A 24,614-nucleotide genomic window follows, 5' to 3' on the forward strand; every position below is an offset into this window, starting at 1 on the left:
TTATGGATTTTGTCACATTCCGTTGCCCATTTCAGTTCAAAAAAGCGACAGTCAGGCGGCTGAGTCCAGACGCGGCAAATCAATCAGACAAATTCTTCTAGCATTTTTTTGGAAGGTTCATACATATATATGAACAACTTTAAAATTATTAGGGAAGGAGGGTGCGTGTTTCCTTGCAATTTTCCTTTATAACATTTAATATTAATAGATAGAATAGGGATTCCTTAATGGGGAACGGAGGGATTCAGATGGCATCATTTGAAATGGTTCTTAGTCACCGGGAAAAGGCTCTTTCGCTTTTAAAGGCGGATGCAGATAAAATCATGAAATTGATTAAAGTACAAATGGACAATTTGACAATGCCTCAATGTCCTCTTTATGAAGAGGTTTTAGATACGCAAATGTTCGGATTATCTCGGGAAATTGACTTTGCTGTCAGACTAGGCCTGATTGAAGAACGCGAGGGAAAAGCTCTGCTTGATGAGCTTGAGCGTGAGCTGTCAGCTCTGCACGAGGCATTTGTACGAAAATAAAAAGCTTGCTCAAACCGGTAAAAAAAAGGTTTGGGCTTTTATTTTATCTTTTCCATTTCTCATATCGACCTTCCACTAGGTGTTCCTTCGCAATTTTTATTTTGCCATTGAGAAAATGAATTGTTCAAAGTATAATAGAAAATAAATTTTCTTTACACTTATGAAAACAATGACTGTGTATTTATTTTGCAACAAGAAGAGCAGCAAGTCGTAAGGAAGATGAACATGTTGAAACGAATTTTAAAATCATATGATTATTCGCTTATTTTAGCAGTTTTCTTATTATGCGGTTTCGGCTTGGTCATGGTGTACAGTTCAAGTATGATCATGGCTGTCACGAGGTATTATACGGAAAGCGATTATTTTTTTCGCAAGCAATTGTCCTCGCTCCTGCTTGCAACGATAGCTTTTCTAGTAATGATGTTTTTTCCGTACCGCGCTCTGCTGAACGGAAAATTTATAAGAATTTTGTTTTTTGGATCGATTGCTGTTCTCGGGCTGTTATTTATTTTTGGACATGTTGCCGGCGGTTCGCAAAGCTGGTTTAAAGTTGCCGGAAGAGCCATTCAGCCGGGAGAATTTGTCAAGCTTTCCGCCATTATTTATTTATCAGCTGTATACGAAAAAAAGCAATCGTACATATGGCACTTTGGAAAGGGAGCATTGCCTCCGGTAATCTTTACCGTATTGATTTGCGTTTTTGTTATGCTTCAGCCTGACATTGGGACATCATTCATTATTGGAATGATTGCCTTGTCTATTATTTTATGTTCAGGTATGGGCATCAAAAACATGTTAAAGTTAGTATTGCTTGCTTTATTTTTCTTATTGCTGCTAAGTCCGCTCATTTTATTTAAGGCCGATGATATTTTTAGTAAAGAACGTCTTTCCCGCTTTACAGGGTATACGGATCCATTTGAACATGAAGACGGAGCAGGTTATCAGCTCGTCAATTCATATATTGCGATCGGATCCGGAGGTCTTACTGGACTGGGGCTGGGGGAAAGCGTGCAAAAATACGGATATTTGCCGGAAGCGCACACTGATTTTATTATGGCCGTTGTAGCGGAAGAGCTAGGTATTTTCGGTGTATTATTTGTTCTTACGCTTTTGGCGTTTATCGTTTTAAAAGGCCTCTATATTGCAAGAAAATGCACCGACCCGTTTGGTACATTGATTGCCGTAGGAGTTTCAAGCATGATCGCCATTCAAACGGCCGTCAACTTGGGAGGAGTGACAGGACTGATCCCGATCACTGGTGTTACATTGCCGTTTGTCAGTTATGGAGGCTCATCGTTATTAGTACTATTAATATCGATGGGATTGTTAGTGAATGTTTCAATGTTTGTCAATTACCGGGAGCAATATAAAAAAGAAAAAGAAATTGCAAGCATGTAATCGTTCCGCCATATGCTGCTCTAGTTTTATTTTCTTGAAAATCTAATATACACTGCAAGGGGGATTTATATGACGAACAGAAAAATTGAAAAAATCTTAGTAGCAAACCGTGGAGAAATCGCGATTCGGGTATTTCGAGCTTGCAATGAATTGAATATCCGAACCGTTGCAATTTATTCTAGGGAAGATTCAGGTTCTTATCATCGATATAAAGCAGATGAAGCTTATTTAGTTGGCGAAGGAAAAAAACCGATCGAAGCATATCTCGATATTGACGGTATCATTGAAATTGCAAAAGCTCATGACGTGGATGCTATTCATCCCGGATACGGTTTTTTATCTGAAAATATCGAATTTGCTAGAAAATGCGAAGAAGCTGGAATCATTTTTATCGGCCCTAGAACAGAGCACTTAGATATGTTTGGCGATAAAGTGAAAGCTAGACATCAGGCGGAAAAGGCCGGAATTCCAGTCATTCCAGGCAGCAACGGTCCAGTCAAAAGCTTGGATGAAGTGATTCAGTTTGGTGAAGAATACGGGTATCCGTTTATCATTAAAGCTGCTCTTGGCGGCGGAGGCCGGGGTATGCGCATAGTTCGTTCAAAGGCTGGAGTAAAGGATTCTTATGAACGAGCTAAATCGGAAGCAAAAGCTGCATTCGGAAGCGACGAAGTGTATGTAGAAAAGCTGATCGAAAATCCGAAGCATATTGAAGTGCAAATCATTGGTGACCACGATGGAAACATTGTTCATCTTTATGAGAGGGACTGTTCTGTCCAACGTCGTCATCAAAAAGTCGTGGAAGTTGCTCCAAGCGTTTCTTTAAAGCAGGAATTAAGGGATAAAATATGCGAAGCGGCTGTACGGTTAATGAAAAATGTCAACTATGTCAATGCAGGTACGGTGGAATTTTTAGTTTCCGGCGATGACTTTTATTTCATCGAAGTAAATCCGCGTGTTCAAGTAGAACATACGATTACTGAAATGATTACAGGGATAGATATCGTTCAAACACAAATTCTTGTGGCAGAAGGCCACTCAATTCACAGCCCGGAAGTTGGAATTCCAAGACAGGAAGACATTAAAACATGGGGATATGCTATTCAAGCAAGGGTGACGACGGAAGATCCGCTGAACAATTTCATGCCGGACACTGGAAAAATTATGGCGTATCGTTCCGGAGGCGGCTTTGGCGTTCGATTGGATACCGGAAACAGCTTCCAAGGCGCTGTTATTACACCTTATTATGATTCATTGCTTGTAAAAGTATCGACATGGGCGCTATCGTTTGAGCAAGCTGCCAGAAAAATGATTCGAAATTTAAGAGAATTTCGAGTTCGCGGAATAAAAACAAATATTCCTTTTTTGGAAAATGTCATTAAACATGAGAAATTTTTATCTGGAGAATATGATACGTCCTTTATTGATTCATCACCTGAGCTGTTCGTTTTCCCGAAACAACGAGATCGGGGAACAAAAATGCTCACATATATTGGGAATGTGACGGTGAACGGTTTTCCAGGCATCGGGAAAAAGAAAAAACCAGTATTTGATGAGCCACCGATTCCGCACGTAAAATTATCGGAGCCTATTCCAGAAGGAACGAAACAAATTTTAGAGAAAGAAGGAGTCGACGGCCTTGTTAAATGGGTAAAAGAACAAAAACAAGTGCTGTTGACGGATACGACTTTCCGAGATGCTCATCAATCATTGTTGGCAACTCGCGTGCGTACAAATGATATTAAAAAGATTGCTGAACCTACTGCGAGATTGCTTCCAAACCTGTTTTCGCTTGAGATGTGGGGAGGAGCAACGTTTGATGTTGCCTATCGCTTTTTAAAAGAAGATCCGTGGGAAAGACTTCAAATTGTCAGAAAGCATGTGCCAAACTTGCTTCTGCAAATGCTTTTGCGCGCATCGAATGCTGTCGGATATAAAAACTATCCAGATAATGTAATTAAAGAATTTGTCGAAAGATCAGCGGAAGCAGGCATTGATGTGTTCAGAATCTTTGACAGCTTAAACTGGGTAAAAGGGATGACCCTTGCGATCGATGCCGTCCGTAAAACCGGAAAAATTGCCGAAGCAGCCATCTGTTATACAGGGGATATTCTCGATCCAACAAGAAGAAAATATGATTTGAATTATTACAAACAGATGGCAAAAGAATTGGAAGCATCGGGCGCACAAATTTTAGGCATTAAAGATATGGCAGGACTGTTGAAGCCACAGGCGGCATATGAGCTGATTTCAGTGTTAAAAGAAACGGTCGATCTGCCAATTCATTTGCATACACATGATACGAGCGGAAACGGCATTTACACATATGCCAAAGCGATCGAAGCAGGGGTCGATATTATAGATACGGCGTTGAGCTCAATGGCCGGTTTAACTTCTCAGCCAAGTGCCAATTCTTTATATTATGCGCTTGAAGGTTCGGAAAGAAGACCGAATGTTAACATTCAATCATTGGAAAAGCTGTCTCAATATTGGGAAGAAGTTCGCAAATATTATCAAGACTTTGAGAGCGGCATGAAAGCTCCTCATTCAGAAGTTTATGTACATGAAATGCCTGGCGGACAATACAGCAATTTACAGCAGCAGGCGAAGGCTGTAGGTTTGGGTGACCGCTGGGAGGAAGTGAAAGAAATGTACAGCCGCGTCAACCAAATGTTTGGCGATATTGTCAAAGTAACTCCGTCATCAAAAGTTGTTGGTGACATGGCGCTCTTTATGGTTCAGAACAATTTAACGGAAGAAGACGTATATGAGCGTGGAGAATCGCTTGACTTCCCAGATTCAGTCATTGAATTTTTTGCCGGATATCTCGGCCAGCCGTACGGAGGCTTTCCGAAAGAGCTCCAGCGCGTGATTTTAAAAGGCCGCGAGCCGATTACAGTTAGACCTGGGGAGCTATTGGAGCCGGTTAATTTCCAAGCATTAAAAGAAGAACTGGAGCAGCTGCTCCATCGTGAGCCGACGCCTTACGAGACGATCGCTTATGCACTGTATCCAAAAGTGTTCACGGAATATTTGAAAACATATGAACAATATGGAAACATTTCTGTTTTAGATACACCGACATTCTTCTACGGAATGCGTTTAGGCGAAGAAATTGAAGTGGAAATAGAAAAAGGAAAAACGCTGATTGTGAAGCTAGTTTCCATTGGCCAACCGCAGCCTGATGGAACGCGGATCGTGTACTTTGAATTAAACGGTCAGCCGCGTGAGGTTGTCATTAAAGACGAGAGCATCAAATCAACTGTTCAGCAAAGAGTCAAAGCAGATCCGCAAAACCCTGAACATATTGGAGCGTCTATGCCTGGAACAGTAATTAAAGTCTTGGTAGAAAAAGGCGAAAAAGTAAATAAAGGCGATCATTTAATGATCACTGAATCAATGAAAATGGAAACGACTGTTCAAGCTCCATTTGCAGGTGTTATTAAAGATATTTATGTGAAGAGCGGAGAAGCTATTCAAACAGGTGATTTGTTAATCGAAATCACTAAATAATAAATTTTGTGCCAGCCATTTTTGGCTGGTTTTTTTATGTAAGATTTTAAAATTTAAAACTTCGTTTCGAAAAAACTATTGAAAATGATTTTCACTCATGTTATTCTTTAATTAATGATGAAAATCATTCTCAAGAAAGGCTGTGACGACATGACAATGCTTTTTGTCGGGAGTACGGTTTTGATTTATAGCATTTTAATCGGATATGTTTTGAAGCGAGTCGATTCAAATTCATAAATAAATTTTTCATATATTACATAGCGGGGATTGGCAAAAAACAGTCAATCTCTTTTTTATGGGAAAACTGAGCTTTTTAACAGTCGCTTGGGAGGAAGCGAAGCAGGTTTTTTCTTGTCCAGGCTCCTGAAAATAATTTTTTTGCCTTCATTTACGGGCAATATGGTAAAATCAACATGAGGAATTGACGAAAAGGAGCCTGAGGTATGGGAAATGTAGTTGAGCAAGAACGAATCAGCAGCTTGATTCAAATATTTGAAAAGCTTCCTAAAGAAGTCAAAGCTTCCTATAAACAAAAATGGAAAGAATTAATTGAAAAAGAGATGCAGGATCAAATCCAAATTGCATTTATGGGCCATTTTTCGGCAGGAAAATCATCGCTGTTAAACAAGCTTGCAAACGGAACCATTTTGCCTTCGAGTCCGCTTCCGACCAGCTCCAATATCGTCATGCTGGCGAAAGGCGAACGTTTGACCCGTGTGCATCTGTTTAATGGCAAAATGTATGAATCGAAAGACGATTTGGATAATGAGCTGATCAGCAAGCTGTGCAAACAAGAAAATGAAATTGAAAAAGTATTTATTCAACGGCCTTATTTTACGATTCGTGAACATCTGATTTTAACAGATTCGCCGGGAATTGATTCAACGGATGACGATCATCGCAAAAGAACAGAATCGGCGCTCCATTTAGCGGATTACATCGTATATGTGACGGATTATCATCACGTTCAGTCGGAGCTGAATTTTTCTTTCTTGTCAAAGCTGAGGGAGATGAATAAACCGATCATCGTCATCATCAACCAAATTGATAAGCATCAAGAAGATGAAATCCCTTTTTCAACGTTTAAAACAAACATTGAAGCCTCGCTGACAGCTATCGGAATTGAAAAGGAAAATATTTATTATACGACAACGAAATCGCCTGAGCATCCTTTAAACGAATTTAAGCAGTTAGAGGAGCGGTTAAATGGGCTAGTCGATAATAAAAAGCATTTAGTGCGAAAAAATGTATTGGAGCAGGCAAAAATTTTGCTTCAACAAATGAAGGAGGATTTGTCTAAAGAGAAAGCGGAGAGCCTTCATCTCTCATTGGATGAATGGAATCAGCTTGATCAGCTGCTTCAAAACAGCCAGCAAAAATTGTCGGAAATAGAACAGAAGCTCAAACTGATAGATGAAGACATTAAACAGTTTGAAGCAGCATTTGATCAAGAACTTGATGGTTTGTTGAGAAACGCCAATCTTATGCCTTATGATACAAGGGAAAAAGCGGCAAAATTAATTGAAACCCAGAAAAAAGATTTTAAAGTAGGTTTGTTTTTCTCAAAAAAGAAAACAGAAGAGGCAAAACGAAATGCACTTATTCAATTTTATGAAGAGCTGGCCAAAAATGTGGAATCGCAAATTGTATGGCACATCATCAATATGGCGAAAAAATATTATGAAAAGCATCATATCGACCAACCTTCTCTTTTACAGCAAATACTAAGCTTTTCGATCGAATTTGATGAAAATATGCTGCTTGACGTGATCAAACCAGGGGCTGAATTAAATGGTCAATATGTGCTCCAGTATGGGAAAGATGTTTCAAATGCTGTACAGCAATTGTGCAAACGAGAAGCTCAAAGCTTGCGCGATCACATGATCAAAGTATTACACGAGATGAATCAAACAGAAAGAGAACGGATGAAGCAGGAGCGGGAACAGCTTACAGTCAAACTGATGCAAATGTCTAAAGCGATTGATGAGAAAGAACAATTTATGAATGAGTTTAAACAGCTTTCCGACATATTAAATGGTCAAGGAACTGTTGACAATATCGATATCGAGCGATGGAAAGCCGAACATCTGCAAAAACAAATCATGGAATGGAATTCTCTTCAATTCCTTATTTCGAATGAAAAGCAAAGAAAAGATAAAAAAATAGAGAAAAAAGAAACCGAACGAAAACATGAAGCGGCGAAGAAAGATCAAATGACAAATAAGCTGCAAAAAGGGATTGAAATTTTAAATGAGACTGGGCTGGAGCATTCTGCCAACCGCTTAAAAGAAAAACTTTCTCAAATTGAGAACCGCTCCTTTCAAATTGCAATTTTTGGCGCGTTTAGTGCAGGAAAATCGAGCTTTTTAAATGCCTTGATTGGTGAAAAAATTTTCCCTTCCTCGCCAACTCCAACAACCGCTGTTATCAATAAATTAACCGGTGTTAAAGATGGCAAAAAACACGGGGATGTGGAAGTAGTCTTTAAAAATGAGCAGCAAATTTTAGAAGAAATTAATGAATTGCTAGCACCGCTTTCTCTTAAGGCGGAGCGATTTTCCGGTTTGCGCGAAGCGATGCTTCAAGCAATGAAACGAACGGAAGATGAAATGGTTCAACGAAGGCTGAACACCTTTTTAGAAGGAATCTCATTTTATGAAAAAGAAGATCAAAAAGTGAAATGGATCAAGGCAGATGAGCTTGAGTCATTTGTTGCAAAAGAAGAACGGTCATGTATGATTCAGGATGTAACGATTTATTATGATTGTGATCTGACTAGAAAAGGGATTACTCTTGTTGATACTCCAGGTGCGAGTTCTTTTCACGGCCGGCATACAGAACTTGCTTTCCAATATATAAAACATGCGGATGCCATTATCTTTTTAACTTATTACAACCATCCATTTTCAAAAGGAGATCAGCAGTTTTTGGATCAGCTTGGTCTTGTAAAGGACGCCTTTACGTTAGATAAAATGTTTTTTATCATCAATGCAATTGATTTGGCGGAACATGATCAAGATGCAGAAGATGTTCGAAATTATGTCGAGCAAATGTTATTGTCCCATTCAATCCGAGAGCCGAAGCTTTTTCAAGTTTCAAGCTTACAGGCATTGGAAAAGAAAAAGATTTCGAAGGTTCGAGACGAGTTTCCGCATTTTCTCAAGTCGTTTGAACATTTTATCCATCATGAATTGATGACCGTTTTAATTCAAGCGGCTGAACATGAATTTCAACAGGCGGTCTCAGAACTTTCAGATATGATCAAGCTTTTGGAGCTTGATGAAAGCGAACGCGATCAGAAAATTCGCGAATTGAAGGATCAGCTCAATCGCATGCAGGAATTAATTCGTACGCAATCAGTTGACGAATACGTTATAACATTCCAGCAGGAAACGGAAGAATTGAACTATTACGTAAAACAGCGGCTTCTTCATAAACTTCCGGAGCTGTTTAAAGAGGCGTATCATCCTGGCAAATTTACAAACAGCACAAAGGGAGAAGCAGCCATTTTAATGGATTGTTTTAACGAAATGATAGAAGGACTGAATATTCAGCTCCAGCAGGAAATGAACGCTACAACACTTCGTATTGAAAATTATTTAAACGGAATATTGCAAAAAATCAATCAGAACCTTTCCGACATGGTTGCTAAACAATGTGTAGCAGTTCCGTTTTCAAATATAGAAGAGATTCAATGGGAAGAAATCCGGATCCAAGTTTCCGTTTTCCCTTACATTCAATTTGATGTTTCAAAAGCACATAAAGTGTTCCGAAATACGAAATCATTTTTCGAGCAGAACGAAAAGCAAAAGCTGTTTGATATTTTAGAACAGAATTTGAAAGATACGATTGACATGTCGGTGAGAGCTTTTGAAGAGCATCTGGCTCGCCATTACGAAGCATTATTGAAAAAGGAAATCGAACAGCTGAAGGAAAAAATGATTCATGAAGGGGAACAATTTATTCAAGCTAGATTAAAAACGTTGACAGCACCAAATGATGTACAATGGATGAAAGAAAAATTCAATGAATTAACATCGCTTTCATAAAGAGGGGCAGAAGCTCCTCTCTTCCTTTGAAAGTGCTCGAACTTAAAAATTAGGGGGAAAAAAGATGGCAGAAGTACATAAAGAGATAACAAAGCATTCAAACCGCCAGCACGAGATCGTGAAAAGGTTTTTGCATCTAGAAGAAAAACGGGAGCAGGCAATCGATGAAGCTGTAATGCTTTGCGAAAAGGGGCTTCATTTTTCCGTGCAAACGATTAACGAAATTACAAAAGAAATGAATGAGCTGGCCAGAGCAACCGGAATCGTTCCGCAGCGAAAATACGTAACGGAAGAAATGGTAAAAGAATATGTAAGTCGGAAGCAAAGCTGAAAGGAACTGGATGACCCAGTTCCTCATAACATTTATGGAAGAGTCTTTATTTTCTGGATGCTAACAGAACGTGCAAAATGGTTTGTGGAAATGTTTTTTGCCGGGATGCCGGGAGGGAGGAGAAGCCGCAATAACCAAGCTCAACCCTCTGATCAAAAAGCGGATCTCATGGGGCCACGCCCTTGATGGAACGCTCATAAATGTTGTTAGTTTATTGTGTTCTAATACATTAAAGGTTCCGGTGAATGCTCACAAACGTTGTTTATTGCGCTAACACATTAAGGTCCTGCTGAACGCTCCGAACGTTGTTAGTTTATTGCGTGCTAATACAATAAAGGGTTCCAATGAAAGACCAGAACGTTGTTAGTTCTTCTTCAATAATATGAGTTAACACATAAAGCCCTCTGAACGATAAAAAATGCTGTTTCCAAATATAAGCAATGCGAAAAAACTTAAAATCAACCGTTTGTTGTTCCTTCATGATCAATCCCTTTTTGAAGCTGCAATGCTTTTTTGGCTAATTCATCAGCCGTTTTGTTTTGCTTTTCGGGAATCCATTTAATAAAAAACAAATCCAATTGATCGATGAGCTTTAACGCTTCTTGAAGATGGCTGTTATAGCGTTGATTTTTTGCATAACGTTTAAGCACTGCTTGCTCCACTGCCTGTGAATCGGTTCTGAAAGAGACGATCTTATATCCTTTTTCAAGACAGATCATAAGTCCTTTGACTAATGCAGCAAATTCAGCTTCATGATTATCCATGACACCAAGTGGGAAAAAATATTTTTCTTGAATGTTCGTTCCTTTTATATAAATACCGGCGCCGGAAAGTCCGGGATTTCCTTTTGCCGCACCATCTATGTAGACTTCTACCAATCAATTTCACTCCCTTAGAGGAATTTTTTTAAAAATGAAGAATATAACATGTCATCAAGATCATGATAAGGATGAAAAAAGCTTAAAATAGATGTGAGGAGCTTTTGATCTTATTAAGTAAAACATCTATTTGACTGCCTTTTTCTTTTCAAAAAAATCGATGTGATTATACCATACAATTCGATCAATGTCTGTAAAAACCCTTTTGAGTGAATCGGTTGCAAGGTTGAACAGAATATGGTATAAAAAATTAGTCTCTTCAATTGAGAATACGAAAGATACATTTTCGAGAAAGTACAATCTCTTTTTGTGAAATAGCATAATGTTAAATAAAAAACAGTGGAGATGGAATGATGAAAGATCGTGCGGCTATATTTGAAAAAGTGACTGAATTAATGGATGAATATTGCGTAAATTGTTTTTTAAAAGCTCATTTTCGTAAAGAATACGGAAAAACATATGCCCATTCATTTTGTATTAATAAATGTACGGTGGGACAGCAAATTAAAGAGCTAGGGAAAAACTTGAGGGGGACACGCAAGCGCGGCGATCGAAAATTCAGTAATAAATAAAAAAATTCCGAAAATAAAAAATAAAAAGAGGCAAAAGCCTCTTTTTATATTTGAAGATCAAATGATCATCGATTATAATTTTACAACGTTCGCTGCTTGTGGTCCACGATTTCCTTGGACAATTTCAAAAGATACCGCTTGACCTTCTTCTAAGGTTTTGAAACCTTCGCCTTGAATTGCAGTGAAGTGGACAAAAACATCGTCTCCGCCTTCAACTTCAATAAAACCATAACCTTTTTCATTGTTAAACCATTTTACTTTACCATTTTGTTGCATATTTCGATTTCCTCCTAATACTTTCCGCACAAAGCCGTGCTTAAAAAATTTTTTATCATTTAACAGGAATATAATGCAACAAGCAAGGTCTCAAAACCTTAGGCTGCTTATATTCAGCTAAATGATATATCTACTATACACTAACCAATTATTGAAAGTCAAGTTTATTCCAATGATTCGAATTTTTGTCAAAACGCTAAGATGGAAATTGATTAGGAATAAATCAGCTTAATTGCCGGCTACATGACAAGGATGCTTTCACCGTGAAAGTGCTGTTTTCTCGCAAAAAAAAAAAAGCATTTTCCAGGTAATACGAGGAAGTTAATACGATAAAGCGACATCATTTTATAAAAAAACGAATGTCTTATTGACACTCGTTTATGAAATATGTTCATGAATATATTTAGACATTCGTTCACTTTCTAACTTTATGTCGTCTAAAATGGTGTCCACAGCGTTTGGATGGTACAGTTGAAAAATATTTTTACGCATCCGTTTTAATTTATCAGGTGAATGCAATAATTTGTTCACCTCATCAATCATATCAGATACATTGTTGACGATGACCGCAGCACCGTGTTTTGCAAAGAATTCCGCGTTTTCTTTTTCCTGCCCAGGAACCGGGTTGTATAAAACGAGAGGAACCGAAAGGGAAGAAGCTTCTGTTAACGTAATTCCTCCGGGTTTTGTAATTAACAAGGAAGCAATTCGAAACAGCTCGTCCACTCTTTCGACGTAACCCAAAACTTTCAATTGATCTCTGCTTGCTTTAGCAAGAGGGGCTAAGCGGTCTTTGAGCGCATGATTGTTTCCGCATACAACAACGGTTTGGACGTTTTCTGAATAGCGCATCGCTTCGCAAATTTCTTTCACATTTTTTAAGACGCCGTGAGCACCTGCCATAATAAGCAAAATATGTTTGTTCTCACTTAATCCATATTTGCGGTACAACGGTTCTATCTCAATATTTTCTTCAAATCGGCTGCGTATAGGAATTCCGGTAACTTTTACGTCTTTTTCGTCGATCCCTAAGCTGAGAAGTTTTTCTTTTACATCTTCACATGCAACATAATATTTATCTATGTTTTGATGCACCCAAATTTTATGTAAACAAAAATCTGTCATGACATTAAAGGTCGGAATCACGTGACCGGTGCGTCTCCGGTATTCGGGTACGACGATCATTGGAAACGTATTGATGATGATATCGGGTTTTTCAGCAGCAATCACTTGTTCGAGTTTTTTTCTGCCCATTGTGTAATAAACATTCATGACTCGTTTATTGTACATTTTATCTACACCATAATAAAACAAACGGTAAAACTGTTTTCCAAACGAAAAGCTCTTTAAATACAGGTATTTTGTGAATTCAGTAATGAGTGGATGAGACTCTTGATATAGATCGCAAACGATGACGTCCATACCCCGTTCCATACATCGCTTTTCCAGCGTCTTTGCCACTTGAATATGCCCGTTTCCGTACTTTGCTGTCAAGATCAAAATTTTCTGCTTATTCATAAACGATTTCATCACCTCAATTTCAGAACGTCGTATTTTAATCCGACCAGGTTGCTATTATTATTCCCAAATATAAGGAGTTTCTTGATATACATAATAGTTAAGCCAGTTGACAAACAGCAAATTCGCATGTGACCGCCAGCGATTGTAAGGCGATTTCGTCGGGTCGTCATTAGGGAAATAATTTTTTGGGATTTCGATGTCAAGTCCTCTCGCCAAATCTCGTTCATATTCATCTCTTAATGTTGTTGCATCATATTCAGGATGTCCGGTTAAAAAAATAAATCTCCCGTCTTTCGAAGAAATAAGACATACACCCGCTTCATCCGAATAAGACAAAATCTCTAAATCTTTTTGTTTTTTCACTTCTTCCACATCGATGTCCGTATGGCGAGAATGAGGAACGTAATAGATTTCATCGAAACCTCTTAACAACTTGACGGAAGGATCTGATATTTTATGTTCAAAAACGCCGAAGCATTTTTTCGGCAGCATATATTTATCGATGCCGTAATGATAGAATAGGCCTGCTTGAGCACCCCAACAAATATGCAAAGTAGATGTCACATTTTCTTTCGTCCATTCAAAAATGTTCGTCAACTCTTCCCAATAATTAACAGCATTAAAAGGCATTTTTTCAACAGGAGCCCCTGTTACAATCAACCCGTCGAATTTTCGATGCTTGACTTGATCAAACGTTGTATAAAATTGTTCTAAATGCTGCTTTGCCGTTGTTTTTGGCGTATGGGTTTTCGGACGCAAAAACGTGATATTAACTTGAAGCGGAGAATTTCCTAAAAGTCTGAGAAGCTGGGTCTCTGTTTTTTCTTTTTCTGGCATTAAATTTAAAATGGCAATATTTAATGGGCGGATATCCTGAGTGTAAGCCCTTTTTTCATCCATCACGAAAATGTTTTCCTTCTCCAATATTTCTTTTGCCGGCAAATTTGCTGGTATATTAATTGGCATGTATGTGCACCTCCGGAATGTAATCGAAAAACAAAAAAAATGAATCATGTGCAGAGCGAAATAGAACATGATCAGACTAAGTTTTGCTAATATTATAGATAGTTTAAAATGATATTTCAATTTTAGATTTGTTATTATTATGACTGGAATGTAAAATCAACGTAAATGGAGCGAGAGGCGTGATGACTGTTTATGACTTTGATGTAAAAACCGCAGATGGGCAAACAATATCACTATTACAGTATAAAGGAAATGTCATGCTCATTGTCAATACTGCAAGTTATTGCGGCTTTACGGAGCAATACAAAGATTTGCAAAATTTATATGAAACATACAAAGAAAAAGGATTTGTCGTACTGGCGTTTCCGTGTAATCAGTTTGGCAATCAGGAGCCGGGAACGGACGAAGAAATCCAAACATTTTGTGAAAATTATGGTGTGACATTTCCCGTCTTTTCAAAAATTGATGTGAGAGGCCCGAATGCCCATCCTTTATTTGTGTACTTGACCGAACAAATTCCAGGCGTGTTTGGAACAAAGATGATTAAATGGAATTTTACAAAATTTTTGATCGACCGCGACGGCAATCCGGTAGAGCGATTTGTTCCGCAAACAAATCCGAAAGACATCGCTCCTTATATCGAAAAGCTTTTGTAAAATCTCCATTGTTTTGCAGCAAGTGCATTTGGAAAGAATTTTGCAGACTGGCATGTTAAAATGGAACTAGCTAATAGGAAGTAGGGAGTGACATCTTGTGAACATTAAGTCGATTGAACCAACCCCAAGCCCTAATACAATGAAAGTAATTCTCGACCAAGAACTTCCAGCAGGTAAAAGGAACAATTATAAAAAAGAAAATGCTCATGAAGCCCCAAAGGAAATCCAATCCATTTTAGCAATTGAAGGGGTGAAAGGGGTCTATCATGTTGCAGATTTTATGGCCATTGAACGAAACAGCAAATATCATTGGCAGGATATTTTATCAGAAGTAAGAAGCATTTTCGGCGAACAGGTTGAAGATAACAGCCAGGACGCCTATTCTCCTGAAGAAGGATATGGCGAAGTAAAAGTGTTTATTCAAATGTTTCACGGCCTGCCGATGCAAGTAAAGCTGACAGACGGACATGAGGAGCGCCGCTACGGGCTGCCTGAACGCTTCCGAAACATGATCATGGAAGTTCAAAAGCATGCGAACAACGTTGTTTTAGAAAGGGAATGGAAGGAGCATGGCATCCGCTACGGAGATTTGGATGCAATCGGCCAGGAGGTTGTCGATGAAATATCAGCAGCCTATCCGGATGACAGGCTGGAACGCATAAAAAATAGAATCATTCATCAAAAGGATGAAAAGGAAACGTTTAAGCGATTCAGCTACAAAGTAACGGTTGACATGCTTGATGATCCTGATTGGCAAAAGCGGTTTGCCCATTTGGAGCAAATGGATCCAACGCTTGAAGATTTAGATGTGCTGGAAAAAGCGTTGAATGATGAGAAAGCATCGATACGAAGACTTGCAACGGTCTATTTAGGAATGCTCGAAGATCCGGCTGTCCTTCCTTTGCTCTATAAAGCGTTAAAAGATAAAAGTGTTACTGTTAGAAGAACAGCAGGTGATGCGTTATCCGACATCGGGGACAAAGCGGCCATTCCTGAAATGGCAAAAGCATTGAAGGACAAAAGTAAGCTTGTTCGCTGGCGAGCAGCCATGTTTTTGTACGAAGTTGGAGATGAATCTGTTTTAAAGGAACTGAAGGAAGCAGAAGACGATCCGGAATTTGAAGTAAAAATGCAAATAAAAATGGCAATTGAAAGGATCGAAAAAGGAGAAGAAGCAAAAGGATCCGTTTGGAAGCAAATGACCGAAAGCCGGCAAAAGTAGCATATTTCTGTTTCATAAACGAATAATGTTAAATATAGTAAAAATTAGGGGGATTGAAAATGTCAATGGCTTATGAAGAGTATATGCGTCAGCTCGTTCAACCGATGAGAGATGAGTTGACAAATGCTGGATTCCGCGAATTAGTTACACCTGAAGAGGTGGATCAATTTATGGAATCAGCGGAAGGGACAACGCTCGTCTTTGTGAATTCCGTTTGCGGCTGCGCAGCGGGACTTGCAAGACCAGCGGCAACACAAGCTTTAGTAAGAAGCGAAAAAACTCCTGACCATCTCGTAACAGTTTTTGCGGGTCAAGATCGGGAAGCGACGGCAAAAATGAGGGAGTATTTTATCGGTTATGAACCGTCGTCGCCGTCAATGGCTCTTTTAAAAGGAAAAGAAGTTGTCCATTTTATTCCAAGACATGACATTGAAGGCAATACGCTGGAAGGAGTTATGGAAAATCTTCTTCAAGCATTTGAAAAGCATTGCTAATAATATTCAGCTTCTTAAAAGTAAAAGAGCTCATGGTCTTCCATGAGCTTTTAGTCTGTAAGTTCCATTACAATTAAATATGCAAGTGTAATAAAGCTACCTATTATGAACATTGCATCATACATATGTACTTTCCTCCAATCAACTAGAAAAAATTTTGCAGGATGAGTTGAACGGTCATTTTCTGCCGGTTTCCCAAATTGTCGGCTTCCGATCTGCTGCCTCCAACTTCTGATTTTTATTTTACCCTTTTTTCTCGTTTTTTTGAACCCATTTCTTTTCAGTCAAAAAACTCTATCAAATATCTATTTTGATTAAAATATGATAGAATGATAGTATCGTTTGTTCATTTGGCGGAAAGGATGTTGGGAACTTGAAAAATTGGATTCGAAAATCGCTTGTCTTTTTATTTACACTCGCAACATTCGGGCTTGTAGCGCCTCCGTCCGCCTTAACCGTCAATAAACAGGCTCCTGACGCAAACTATGCACCGGAGGCCGAAGAGAAAAAACTATTACTGCATCGTGATTCACAAGATCAGTCAGCAATAGAACAGCCAAACATTGTCGATCAATTTTTGTTTGAAGCGGAAAAACAATCATTTGAAAAATTCGGCAAAAAAATCAGCGGTGTGATAGAAGATGAGTTTCGCAACTTAGTTTTGCCGCAAATGGAAGAAGTGATCAAAACCTTCTTGGCAACGGAGAAGGAAAAATTTGCAGATTTGGCTATATCCCAAAAACCTGCGAATGGAAAAGGAGAAAAAATTTTTCACATTTATGATCGTACGAGCGGAAAAGACTTGATACGATTTCATGTTCGCGTTGATCATCCGCCAAAACAGGGCTATTGGTTTGATTTTCATTACCATACATACCATGACCACTTTCAAACCCATTATGCATTGGGAAAAATTTATTGGGACACAAACACACCTCCAAATTGGATGCAGTAAAGGAAGTGATTGAATATGGCGTATTCACTTGAAAAGCTCCAAAAAAAAGCGATTGAATTGTTGGAAGATCGGGGAGTAACATTAAAAGACATTGGACAAATCGTGTTGGAGCTGCAAAAAAAATACATTCCCGATCTGTCTCTTGAAGAATGCACATACCATGTTGAAAAGATTTTAAGAAAACGAGAAATCATTCATGCTGTCTTGACAGGAATTGCTTTAGACAAGCTTGCGGAACAAAAATTGCTTCCTGAACCACTTCAGCAAATTATCGAATCAGATGAACCGCTATATGGAATTGATGAAATTTTATCGTTATCGATTGTAAATGTTTATGGGTCAATTGGATTTACGAATTATGGCTATTTAGACAAAGAAAAATTTGGAATCATCAAAGAGCTGAACAATAGCCATGACGGGAAAGTCAATACATTTTTAGACGATATCGTGGCAGCCATTGCTGCAAGTGCAGCTAGCCGCATTGCTCATAATAACGAAGATGTAAATGATAAGCTGGAAGAGATAAAATAATTTCAGAAAGTGTGCAGCGGGAAATAATTGGCGATTCGCCAATTTTTCCATTTTTAAAGATGGAGATTGCAAAAATAAGCTGCATGAGACGGCTTTTTCGATCCGGATTTTGAAAAAATTTTTTCGTTTGACAAACGGTTTAATAGCAATGAGAGAACGAGCCGATTGTAAACTAAAGTAACATTTCAACTAAAGGATGTGTCATCAATGGAACAATACTTAAATTTATGCAGACATGTGCTTGAGCACGGGGTTAAAAAACATGATCGGACGGGGACAGGAACCATCAGCACATTTGGATATCAAATGCGTTTTGATTTGGCTAAAGGGTTTCCTCTTGTTACGACGAAAAAAATTCATCTAAAATCGGTCATTTATGAGCTGTTATGGTTTTTAAAAGGTGATACAAACGTAAAATATTTACAAGAACACGGCGTCCGAATTTGGAACGAATGGGCAGATGAGAACGGCGACTTGGGCCCCATTTACGGCTACCAATGGCGTTCGTGGACAGGTGCAGACGGAAATACCATCGACCAAATCTCAAATGTCATTGAACAAATTAAAACGAATCCACATTCACGGCGATTGATTGTAAGTGCTTGGAACGTCGCTGATTTAGATAAAATGGCTCTACCGCCGTGCCATGCGTTTTTCCAATTTTATGTTGCGGAAGGAAAGCTTTCGTGTCAGCTTTATCAACGATCCGCAGACCTTTTTTTAGGTGTGCCGTTCAATATTGCTTCCTATGCGCTTTTAACGATGATGATTGCTCAAGTTTGCGACTTGGAGCCCGGGGAGTTTATCCATACATTCGGAGATGTTCATATTTATAACAACCATATTGAGCAAGTAAAATTGCAGCTGACGAGGGAGCCGCGGCCTCTTCCGACAATGAAATTGAATAAAGAGGTAAAATCCATTTTTGATTTTACTTATGAAGATTTCACGCTGGAAGGGTATGATCCTCATCCTCACATTAAAGGTGAGGTGAGTGTATGATTTCCTTTTTGTTTGCGATGGATGAAAACCGGCTGATCGGAAAGGACAATAAGCTTCCTTGGCATCTTCCGAATGATTTAAAATATTTTAAAGAAACAACGATGAACAAAAAGATCGTCATGGGCCGTAAAACCTTTGAATCGATTGGACGGCCCCTTCCCGGAAGAGAAACGATTGTGTTAACAAAGAATGAAAAGTTTTCTTGCGAAGGCTGTCTCGTTTTTCATTCGATAAATGAATTTTTGCAATTTGCCCAAAACAATAAGGAAGAAGAAATGTTTGTAATTGGCGGAGCGAAGATTTTTGAAGCGCTGCTTCCATTTGCCGATCGGCTCTATGTAACAGAAATTGAGGGGGAGTTTGAAGGCGACACATATTTTCCAAAAATTGATTTTTCTGAATGGAAGCTTATTTCCCAAAAAGATGGAGTAGTTGATGAAAAAAATGTTTATCCGCACTACTTCCTTGTGTACGAGCGAAATAAATAAGAACGGTCTGAGTCAATTTGAAGTCAAGGAAGCATTGCTTCTTTCGCCGGCTTCTATTAGACAAAAAAAAAGGCGTTCAAGCGTCTTTTTTAGTTGTGCCATATCTTGCATTGCAAGTAATACATATAAGAATCATATAATTTCACATGTAAAATTGGATTCAATCGATCAAAAAAGCCGATTTCTAAATAAAAACAATAGATGTAATTTTATTTTTATTTGAATCGTGTTATAATTTAAAAATTAAGAAATTGTTTAAGGGCAGGGATGTACGATGACGAATTTGACAAAAGTTGAAGCATTCGTCCAAGTAGAAGATATATTAAAAGCGCATCAATCATTAAAGGATGTTGTGACACATACTCCATTGGAATTTAACCAAAGATTATCTGAAAAATATGGTTGCCGGGTATACTTGAAAAGGGAAGATTTGCAAGTTGTACGCTCTTTTAAAATAAGAGGAGCTTACAACAAAATGAAACATTTGACTCCTGAGGAAACGAAAAATGGGGTTGTCTGTGCAAGTGCTGGAAATCATGCGCAAGGAGTCGCATTTTCGTGCAGAGCGTTAAAAGTGCATGGAAAAATTTTTATGCCTTCCACAACTCCAAAACAAAAAATATCTCAGGTGGAATTGCATGGAAGAGAGTACATTGAAATTGTGTTGACAGGCGATACATTTGATGATGCGTATAAAAAAGCGCTTGAATGCGCCGAAAAAGAAAACCGTACGTTCATCCATCCGTTTGACGATAAAGATGTCATTGCGGGCCAAGGCACCATTGCTGTTGAAATTTTAAATGACAGCGATGAGCCAATTGATTTTTTGTTTGCTGCTATCGGCGGCGGAGGGTTAATGTCTGGCATCGGCACATACTTTCAAAGCGTATCGCCGGAAACAAAATTAATCGGCACGGAACCTTCCGGCGCACCAGCTATGGCGAAATCACTCGAAAAAGGCGAAGTAGTCGAACTGGATGAAATTGAAAAATTTGTGGATGGAGCGGCGGTCCAGCGGATAGGAAATCAGACATTTTCCATTTGCCGGACAATTTTGGACGATCTTTTACTTGTGCCGGAAGGAAAAATTTGTACAACGATCTTGAACTTATATAATGAAAATGCAATTGTAGCAGAACCAGCAGGTGCGCTTCCAATCGCAGCGCTTGATTTTTACAAAGATCAAATAAAAGGAAAAAATGTCGTTTGTATTCTTAGCGGAGGCAATAACGATATTGAGCGCATGCAGGAAATTAAGGAGAGATCCTTAATTTATGAAGGCTTGCAGCATTATTTTATCGTTAATTTTCCGCAGCGTGCGGGTGCTTTACGTGAATTTTTAGATGAGGTATTAGGTCCGACGGATGATATCACTCGCTTTGAATACACGAAGAAAAATAATAAAGACAGCGGTCCTGCGCTTGTCGGCATCGAAGTCAAGCATCGGGAAGATTACCGCGGATTAGTCGAAAGAATGAAAAAGAAAGGTTTTCCTTTTACAGAGGTTAACAAGGACAGCAACTTATTCAATTTGTTAATTTAAAATATTTTTGTATATGACAAATTTTTACAAAATTCGCTCCTATTTTGTTGTATAATAGAAGAAACGGGTAAAAAGAGGATTGATACTTTGCTATTTAAAAGCCTAGAGTTCAAACTTGAAAATGGACAGAAGGTGAAGATTGTTGAAATCCCAGTATTGGAGGAGGATAACTCTTACCGTTTCATGTTAAATATTCATTTGCAGCTTTTTATAGCGAACATTTGCAAAGAATCAAAGCCAAAAAGCCTTTATAATTTTCGAAGCTATTTGAAGCATGCTTTAAAGTGGAAAGATTATGAATCAATTTTTCAAGACAACCGATTAAAACATAACGCTTAAAGAAATATCCCTTGCAGATATTTGATTATCGGCAAGGGCTTTTTATTTTTTTAAGCGTTTTGGAGAAGAAGGAGAGATCTGCGAAATTGACCGTTTTTGAATTTTTAAGTTTGAAAATATGTTAGGGCGGGTAAAGATTAGAGACTGTTTCTTTTCTTTTGATCAGAAACGTGATAAGGTTGAAATATTATTGTTTGATAGGAAGTGAATGTATTGACACAAAAGGTAAGGATCGTTACCGATTCAACAGCAGATTTAGATAAAAATATTTTGGAGGAATACAATATTGAAGTTGTTCCGTTAACTTATACATTGAATGGTGTATCTTATACGGACGGCATTGATTTTGAACCAGCGGAATTTATTGAAAAAATGATGGAATCTGCAGAAATACCGAAAAGTTCTCAGCCTTCTCCGATCCATTTTAAGGAAGTGTATGATCGCCTTCATGCAGAAGGTTTTCAAGTGCTTTCCATTCATATGTCCGGTAAACTGAGCGGAACTGTGCGCGCCGCGCAGCAGGGGGCAAGCCTGACAGAGGGAGAAGTTACGGTCATAGATTCCAACTATATATCTAGCGCTTTAGGTTTTCAAGTGATTGAAGCGGCAAAAATGGCAAAAAAGGGAGCAATGTTAGACAAAATAATCTCTCATATAGAACAAGTACGAAAAAACACTTTTCTTTATGTATCAGTAGACACTCTTGAGCATTTGCAAAAAGGGGGACGGATTGGAAAGGGAAAGGCTCTATTAGGCTCGTTATTGAATATTAAACCGATCGCTTCTTTACAAGACGGGATCTTTACGCCAATCACAAAAGTTAGAAGCCATTCGCAAGTTGTTAAATTTTTTATGAAGCAATTGATTCAAGATATAAAAGATCGCGATTTGCAGAGGATTGGGGTGGCGCATGCCAATGCATTAGATTTGGCGCTGCGCTTAAAAGAGGAATTGTTGAAGATCACAACCGCCGATAAAATTGATATTGGCACAACGACACCAATCATTTCCATTCATACCGGCAAAGGAGCTTTAGGAGTTTCTTACTATGTGAAGCCATAAGTAAAAGCTAGTTTTTTGAATCTTTTATGAATCATTTTGGAATTTGTTTTCACTTGAATGAAAATTTGATACACTTTCGATGAGAATAGGTGAAAGGTGAATGATCGATGAGAAAGATAATGTTCATTTCCTGTTTTCTGTTATTGATCTTTTTAACGGCTTGCAGCGGAAATAAAATAAAAGATCCGTTGAATTATAAAGTGGAAAATTTTGAATTTACGGATCAAAACGGACAGCCCTTTGCTTTAGCAGATTTAAAAGGGAAGGTTTGGGTAGCTGATTTTGTTTTTACAAGCTGTGAAACCGTTTGTCCGCCGATGACAGCCCGTATGGCTCAATTGCAGGAAAAAGCGGAAAAAGAAGGTGTTGAAGTCGAGTTTGTATCATTCAGCGTTGATCCGGAAGTAGATACACCAGAGAAACTGAAACAATTTGCAAATCAATTTTCCGATTCTCTTGACAACTGGCATTTTTTAACCGGATACAGCCAAGAGACCATTGAAAACTTTGCAAAAAACAGTTTTAAAACGATCGTTCAAAAACCGGAAAGCGATGATCAGGTCATTCATGGAACGAGCTTTTATTTAGTGGATCAAAACGGAGTTGTTTTAAAAAGCTACAACGGTGTTGAAAATACGCCGTATGACGAAATCATCAACGATATAAAAGCTGTTCAGTAAAGTTTAAAGTTGGCCTAAAGCGTCTGACAGCAAGGGGAAAGGATCCTCTGTACATGATGCCTTTGGGTCAATTTTAAACTTTTTTTCGTATGATATAATAAAAAGAAAGAGATCGTCACAAGGTGATAGGAATGATGTCGAAAAAATTTTCTCTTCTTATTATGACTTTTTTCTTATTAACCGGATGTGTCCAAAAATCCACTGCTTCTCCTTCAAATCAAGCGAAGGCGGAAGAGGAAGAGAACAAACCGATTGAAACTGAAATCGCTGTCGCGGGGAATGAAAGTAGGTCCAGCTCTTTTCAATTGCAAGGAGATATCAAAATTGTTGCACTTGGCGACTCCCTGACAAAAGGAGTGGGTGACCGAACAAAAGAAGGCTATGTTGGTCTCGTTTCAGATGAATTAGAAAAAAAGGAAGATATTTCATCTGTTTCAACAGTCAATTTTGCAGCGATAGGGCATTCAACGGAAAATTTGTTAAAAAAGCTTGATGAAGATCAAGTAAAAAAGGAATTGGAAGATGCCGATCTCATATTCATGACGATTGGTGCAAATGATTTAATGAAAGTCGTGCGGGAAAATATTTTTGAATTAACAGTTGAACTTTTTCAAGAAGAACGCCTTCTTTATGAACAACGTTTAAGAGACATTATGAACAAGATCCGGTCGACAAATGAACAGGCAGTCATTGCGTTTATTGGGCTTTATAATCCGTTTGTGTGGAAATTGGCAGAATTTCCGGAAATTGATATGATTATTTCGGAATGGAACGAGCGGACGAAACAAATTTTGCTCGGAGATGGACGTGCGGTATTCGTTTCAATTCAGGATATTTTTCAAGAAGGAGAGAACAAAAACCTCTTATATACAGATGAATTCCATCCGAACGAGAACGGATATGTATTGATTGCGGCAAAGGTTATGGAAACATTGGAAAATGGTACAAAAAAGGATTGAAGTAAATGAATAAATGGAAGCTTGCATTTCTTATCTTGCTGTTTTCCAATTTTTTGATTATTCTCATCTCCTCTGGTCTTCTGCTTATGCCTGGGGAAAAACCACCTCTGAAAAAGGAAGCGGAAGGTAGTAAAGATTTTGCTGTCTTTAAAGTGGAAACAGATAAACAGACAGTAACTAAGCTCATCAATGATTATTTAAAAAAGGAAGCCGTTCATCAGCCTCTCACATACTGGGTTGAAATTACGGATGATATTAAACTGTACGGCAGCCTTCTCGCTTTCGGCCGGGATTTGGACATGGTCATGTCTTTTGAACCGAGTGTACAGCAGGGAAACGTCATTTTAAAGGTGAAAAGCTTATCGGTTGGGAGACTTTCCGTTCCGGTTTCTTATGTGTTGAAATATATTGATTCCCAATACCACTTTCCAAAAGAAGTGCAGATTGATGCAAAAAATCGCCAGATTGTAGTTTTTCTTGATCAGCTGGCATTGGAAAACGGGTCTAAAATTCAAGCTGAAAAAATTGATTTGGAGGAAGGGGTAATTTCAGCAAATTTGTATGTTCCGCTCCCTCTCAAATAAGTAAGCGGGTATCAAAACCCGCTTTTGTTTGTGCGCCCGGCATGTACATGAACTATAGGGTG

Annotated in this window: 24 protein-coding genes; 19 read left to right on the plus strand and 5 right to left on the minus strand. The window is 38.5% G+C overall.

Features of this window, described 5'->3' with window-relative positions; genetic code table 11:
• Positions 1-248: 248 nt before the first annotated feature.
• From NSQ44_RS07840 to NSQ44_RS07860, 5 genes are all read left to right on the plus strand, one after another.
• Positions 249-533 (plus strand): YlaN family protein, encoded by a 285-nt coding sequence (locus NSQ44_RS07840; RefSeq protein ID WP_063389660.1) that lies wholly within the window; start codon positions 249-251, stop codon positions 531-533.
• A gap of 225 nt (positions 534-758) precedes the next feature.
• The gene (locus NSQ44_RS07845) at positions 759-1,931 is read left to right on the plus strand and encodes an FtsW/RodA/SpoVE family cell cycle protein (protein ID WP_066250250.1); all 1,173 of its coding nucleotides are present in this window, start codon (positions 759-761) and stop codon (positions 1,929-1,931) included.
• 69 nt (positions 1,932-2,000) lie between these two features.
• Entirely contained in the window at positions 2,001-5,444 is a 3,444-nt protein-coding gene (pyc, locus tag NSQ44_RS07850; RefSeq protein ID WP_063389662.1) for a pyruvate carboxylase, read from the plus strand.
• Positions 5,445-5,887: 443 nt separating this feature from the next.
• The gene (locus NSQ44_RS07855) at positions 5,888-9,493 is read left to right on the plus strand and encodes a dynamin family protein (RefSeq protein WP_340856405.1); all 3,606 of its coding nucleotides are present in this window, start codon (positions 5,888-5,890) and stop codon (positions 9,491-9,493) included.
• Positions 9,494-9,557: 64 nt separating this feature from the next.
• Positions 9,558-9,824 (plus strand): YpbS family protein, encoded by a 267-nt coding sequence (locus NSQ44_RS07860; RefSeq protein ID WP_327862924.1) that lies wholly within the window; start codon positions 9,558-9,560, stop codon positions 9,822-9,824.
• 313 nt (positions 9,825-10,137) lie between these two features.
• Here NSQ44_RS07860 and NSQ44_RS07865 read toward each other — a convergent pair whose 3' ends face one another.
• A complete protein-coding gene (locus NSQ44_RS07865) occupies positions 10,138-10,305 on the minus strand; it encodes a hypothetical protein (protein ID WP_340856408.1) in 168 nt (55 codons plus the stop codon).
• On the minus strand, positions 10,283-10,702 hold the full coding sequence (locus NSQ44_RS07870; protein ID WP_340856411.1) for a reverse transcriptase-like protein: 420 nt from the start codon (positions 10,700-10,702) through the stop codon (positions 10,283-10,285). Before NSQ44_RS07870 ends, NSQ44_RS07865 begins: the two co-directional genes overlap by 23 nt.
• 353 nt (positions 10,703-11,055) lie before the next feature.
• Here NSQ44_RS07870 and NSQ44_RS07875 point away from each other — a divergent pair, with 353 nt between their 5' ends.
• On the plus strand, positions 11,056-11,274 hold the full coding sequence (locus NSQ44_RS07875; RefSeq protein WP_157728045.1) for a zinc-finger domain-containing protein: 219 nt from the start codon (positions 11,056-11,058) through the stop codon (positions 11,272-11,274).
• Between the two features lie 72 nt (positions 11,275-11,346).
• Here NSQ44_RS07875 and cspD read toward each other — a convergent pair whose 3' ends face one another.
• From cspD to metA, 3 genes are all read right to left on the minus strand, one after another.
• The gene (gene cspD / locus NSQ44_RS07880; protein WP_063389667.1) at positions 11,347-11,550 is read right to left on the minus strand and encodes a cold-shock protein CspD; all 204 of its coding nucleotides are present in this window, start codon (positions 11,548-11,550) and stop codon (positions 11,347-11,349) included.
• 378 nt (positions 11,551-11,928) lie between these two features.
• Positions 11,929-13,068, minus strand: a complete 1,140-nt coding sequence (locus tag NSQ44_RS07885) for a diglucosyl diacylglycerol synthase (RefSeq protein WP_063389668.1) — start codon at positions 13,066-13,068, stop codon at positions 11,929-11,931.
• Between the two features lie 60 nt (positions 13,069-13,128).
• Entirely contained in the window at positions 13,129-14,037 is a 909-nt protein-coding gene (gene metA, locus NSQ44_RS07890) for a homoserine O-acetyltransferase MetA (protein ID WP_063389669.1), read from the minus strand.
• A gap of 182 nt (positions 14,038-14,219) precedes the next feature.
• On the opposite strand from metA, the gene NSQ44_RS07895 reads away from it, so the two are divergent.
• The 13 genes from NSQ44_RS07895 (at position 14,220) to NSQ44_RS07955 (ending at position 24,552) form a co-directional block, all read left to right on the plus strand.
• On the plus strand, positions 14,220-14,693 hold the full coding sequence (locus tag NSQ44_RS07895; protein WP_063389670.1) for a glutathione peroxidase: 474 nt from the start codon (positions 14,220-14,222) through the stop codon (positions 14,691-14,693).
• A 97-nt stretch (positions 14,694-14,790) separates the two neighbouring features.
• Positions 14,791-15,915 carry a conserved virulence factor C family protein gene (locus NSQ44_RS07900; RefSeq protein WP_340856413.1) on the plus strand — a complete coding sequence of 375 codons (1,125 nt, stop codon included), beginning with the start codon at positions 14,791-14,793 and terminating at the stop codon, positions 15,913-15,915.
• Between the two features lie 59 nt (positions 15,916-15,974).
• Positions 15,975-16,409 carry a BrxA/BrxB family bacilliredoxin gene (locus NSQ44_RS07905; RefSeq protein WP_063389672.1) on the plus strand — a complete coding sequence of 145 codons (435 nt, stop codon included), beginning with the start codon at positions 15,975-15,977 and terminating at the stop codon, positions 16,407-16,409.
• Positions 16,410-16,782: 373 nt separating this feature from the next.
• Positions 16,783-17,364 carry a YpjP family protein gene (locus NSQ44_RS07910; protein ID WP_340856415.1) on the plus strand — a complete coding sequence of 194 codons (582 nt, stop codon included), beginning with the start codon at positions 16,783-16,785 and terminating at the stop codon, positions 17,362-17,364.
• Positions 17,365-17,379: 15 nt separating this feature from the next.
• Positions 17,380-17,895 (plus strand): phosphatidylglycerophosphatase A family protein, encoded by a 516-nt coding sequence (locus NSQ44_RS07915; RefSeq protein WP_063389674.1) that lies wholly within the window; start codon positions 17,380-17,382, stop codon positions 17,893-17,895.
• 207 nt (positions 17,896-18,102) lie between these two features.
• On the plus strand, positions 18,103-18,897 hold the full coding sequence (locus tag NSQ44_RS07920; protein ID WP_340856416.1) for a thymidylate synthase: 795 nt from the start codon (positions 18,103-18,105) through the stop codon (positions 18,895-18,897).
• Positions 18,894-19,385: a dihydrofolate reductase gene (locus NSQ44_RS07925; RefSeq protein ID WP_340856418.1), complete on the plus strand. Its 492-nt coding sequence runs from the start codon at positions 18,894-18,896 to the stop codon at positions 19,383-19,385. Before NSQ44_RS07920 ends, NSQ44_RS07925 begins: the two co-directional genes overlap by 4 nt.
• Positions 19,386-19,659: 274 nt before the next feature.
• Entirely contained in the window at positions 19,660-20,928 is a 1,269-nt protein-coding gene (gene ilvA, locus NSQ44_RS07930; protein WP_340856420.1) for a threonine ammonia-lyase IlvA, read from the plus strand.
• A gap of 87 nt (positions 20,929-21,015) precedes the next feature.
• A complete protein-coding gene (locus NSQ44_RS07935; RefSeq protein ID WP_063389678.1) occupies positions 21,016-21,267 on the plus strand; it encodes a DUF2535 family protein in 252 nt (83 codons plus the stop codon).
• A 213-nt stretch (positions 21,268-21,480) separates the two neighbouring features.
• Entirely contained in the window at positions 21,481-22,329 is an 849-nt protein-coding gene (locus NSQ44_RS07940; protein ID WP_340856423.1) for a DegV family protein, read from the plus strand.
• A 107-nt stretch (positions 22,330-22,436) separates the two neighbouring features.
• Complete coding sequence (locus tag NSQ44_RS07945) at positions 22,437-23,009, plus strand: SCO family protein (RefSeq protein WP_340856426.1); 573 nt, start codon at positions 22,437-22,439, stop codon at positions 23,007-23,009.
• A gap of 134 nt (positions 23,010-23,143) precedes the next feature.
• On the plus strand, positions 23,144-23,968 hold the full coding sequence (locus NSQ44_RS07950; RefSeq protein WP_340856428.1) for an SGNH/GDSL hydrolase family protein: 825 nt from the start codon (positions 23,144-23,146) through the stop codon (positions 23,966-23,968).
• Between the two features lie 5 nt (positions 23,969-23,973).
• The gene (locus tag NSQ44_RS07955) at positions 23,974-24,552 is read left to right on the plus strand and encodes a YpmS family protein (protein WP_340856430.1); all 579 of its coding nucleotides are present in this window, start codon (positions 23,974-23,976) and stop codon (positions 24,550-24,552) included.
• The last annotated feature ends 62 nt before the right edge of the window (positions 24,553-24,614 follow it).

Origin of the sequence: Aeribacillus sp. FSL M8-0254 (assembly GCF_038008845.1) — a bacterium.
In the GTDB taxonomy this organism is placed as follows: Bacteria; Bacillota; Bacilli; order Bacillales; family Aeribacillaceae; genus Aeribacillus; species Aeribacillus composti.

Coding starts and splice junctions, on each gene's coding strand:
- NSQ44_RS07840 (WP_063389660.1), top strand. CDS start 249: ATGGCATCATTTGAAATGGTTCTTAGTCACCGGGAAAAGGCTCTTTCG.
- NSQ44_RS07845 (WP_066250250.1), top strand. CDS start 759: ATGTTGAAACGAATTTTAAAATCATATGATTATTCGCTTATTTTAGCA.
- pyc (WP_063389662.1), top strand. CDS start 2,001: ATGACGAACAGAAAAATTGAAAAAATCTTAGTAGCAAACCGTGGAGAA.
- NSQ44_RS07855 (WP_340856405.1), top strand. CDS start 5,888: ATGGGAAATGTAGTTGAGCAAGAACGAATCAGCAGCTTGATTCAAATA.
- NSQ44_RS07860 (WP_327862924.1), top strand. CDS start 9,558: ATGGCAGAAGTACATAAAGAGATAACAAAGCATTCAAACCGCCAGCAC.
- NSQ44_RS07865 (WP_340856408.1), bottom strand. CDS start 10,305: ATGAAGGAACAACAAACGGTTGATTTTAAGTTTTTTCGCATTGCTTAT.
- NSQ44_RS07875 (WP_157728045.1), top strand. CDS start 11,056: ATGAAAGATCGTGCGGCTATATTTGAAAAAGTGACTGAATTAATGGAT.
- cspD (WP_063389667.1), bottom strand. CDS start 11,550: ATGCAACAAAATGGTAAAGTAAAATGGTTTAACAATGAAAAAGGTTAT.
- NSQ44_RS07885 (WP_063389668.1), bottom strand. CDS start 13,068: ATGAATAAGCAGAAAATTTTGATCTTGACAGCAAAGTACGGAAACGGG.
- metA (WP_063389669.1), bottom strand. CDS start 14,037: ATGCCAATTAATATACCAGCAAATTTGCCGGCAAAAGAAATATTGGAG.
- NSQ44_RS07895 (WP_063389670.1), top strand. CDS start 14,220: ATGACTGTTTATGACTTTGATGTAAAAACCGCAGATGGGCAAACAATA.
- NSQ44_RS07905 (WP_063389672.1), top strand. CDS start 15,975: ATGTCAATGGCTTATGAAGAGTATATGCGTCAGCTCGTTCAACCGATG.
- NSQ44_RS07915 (WP_063389674.1), top strand. CDS start 17,380: ATGGCGTATTCACTTGAAAAGCTCCAAAAAAAAGCGATTGAATTGTTG.
- NSQ44_RS07920 (WP_340856416.1), top strand. CDS start 18,103: ATGGAACAATACTTAAATTTATGCAGACATGTGCTTGAGCACGGGGTT.
- NSQ44_RS07925 (WP_340856418.1), top strand. CDS start 18,894: ATGATTTCCTTTTTGTTTGCGATGGATGAAAACCGGCTGATCGGAAAG.
- ilvA (WP_340856420.1), top strand. CDS start 19,660: ATGACGAATTTGACAAAAGTTGAAGCATTCGTCCAAGTAGAAGATATA.
- NSQ44_RS07945 (WP_340856426.1), top strand. CDS start 22,437: ATGAGAAAGATAATGTTCATTTCCTGTTTTCTGTTATTGATCTTTTTA.
- NSQ44_RS07950 (WP_340856428.1), top strand. CDS start 23,144: ATGTCGAAAAAATTTTCTCTTCTTATTATGACTTTTTTCTTATTAACC.
- NSQ44_RS07955 (WP_340856430.1), top strand. CDS start 23,974: ATGAATAAATGGAAGCTTGCATTTCTTATCTTGCTGTTTTCCAATTTT.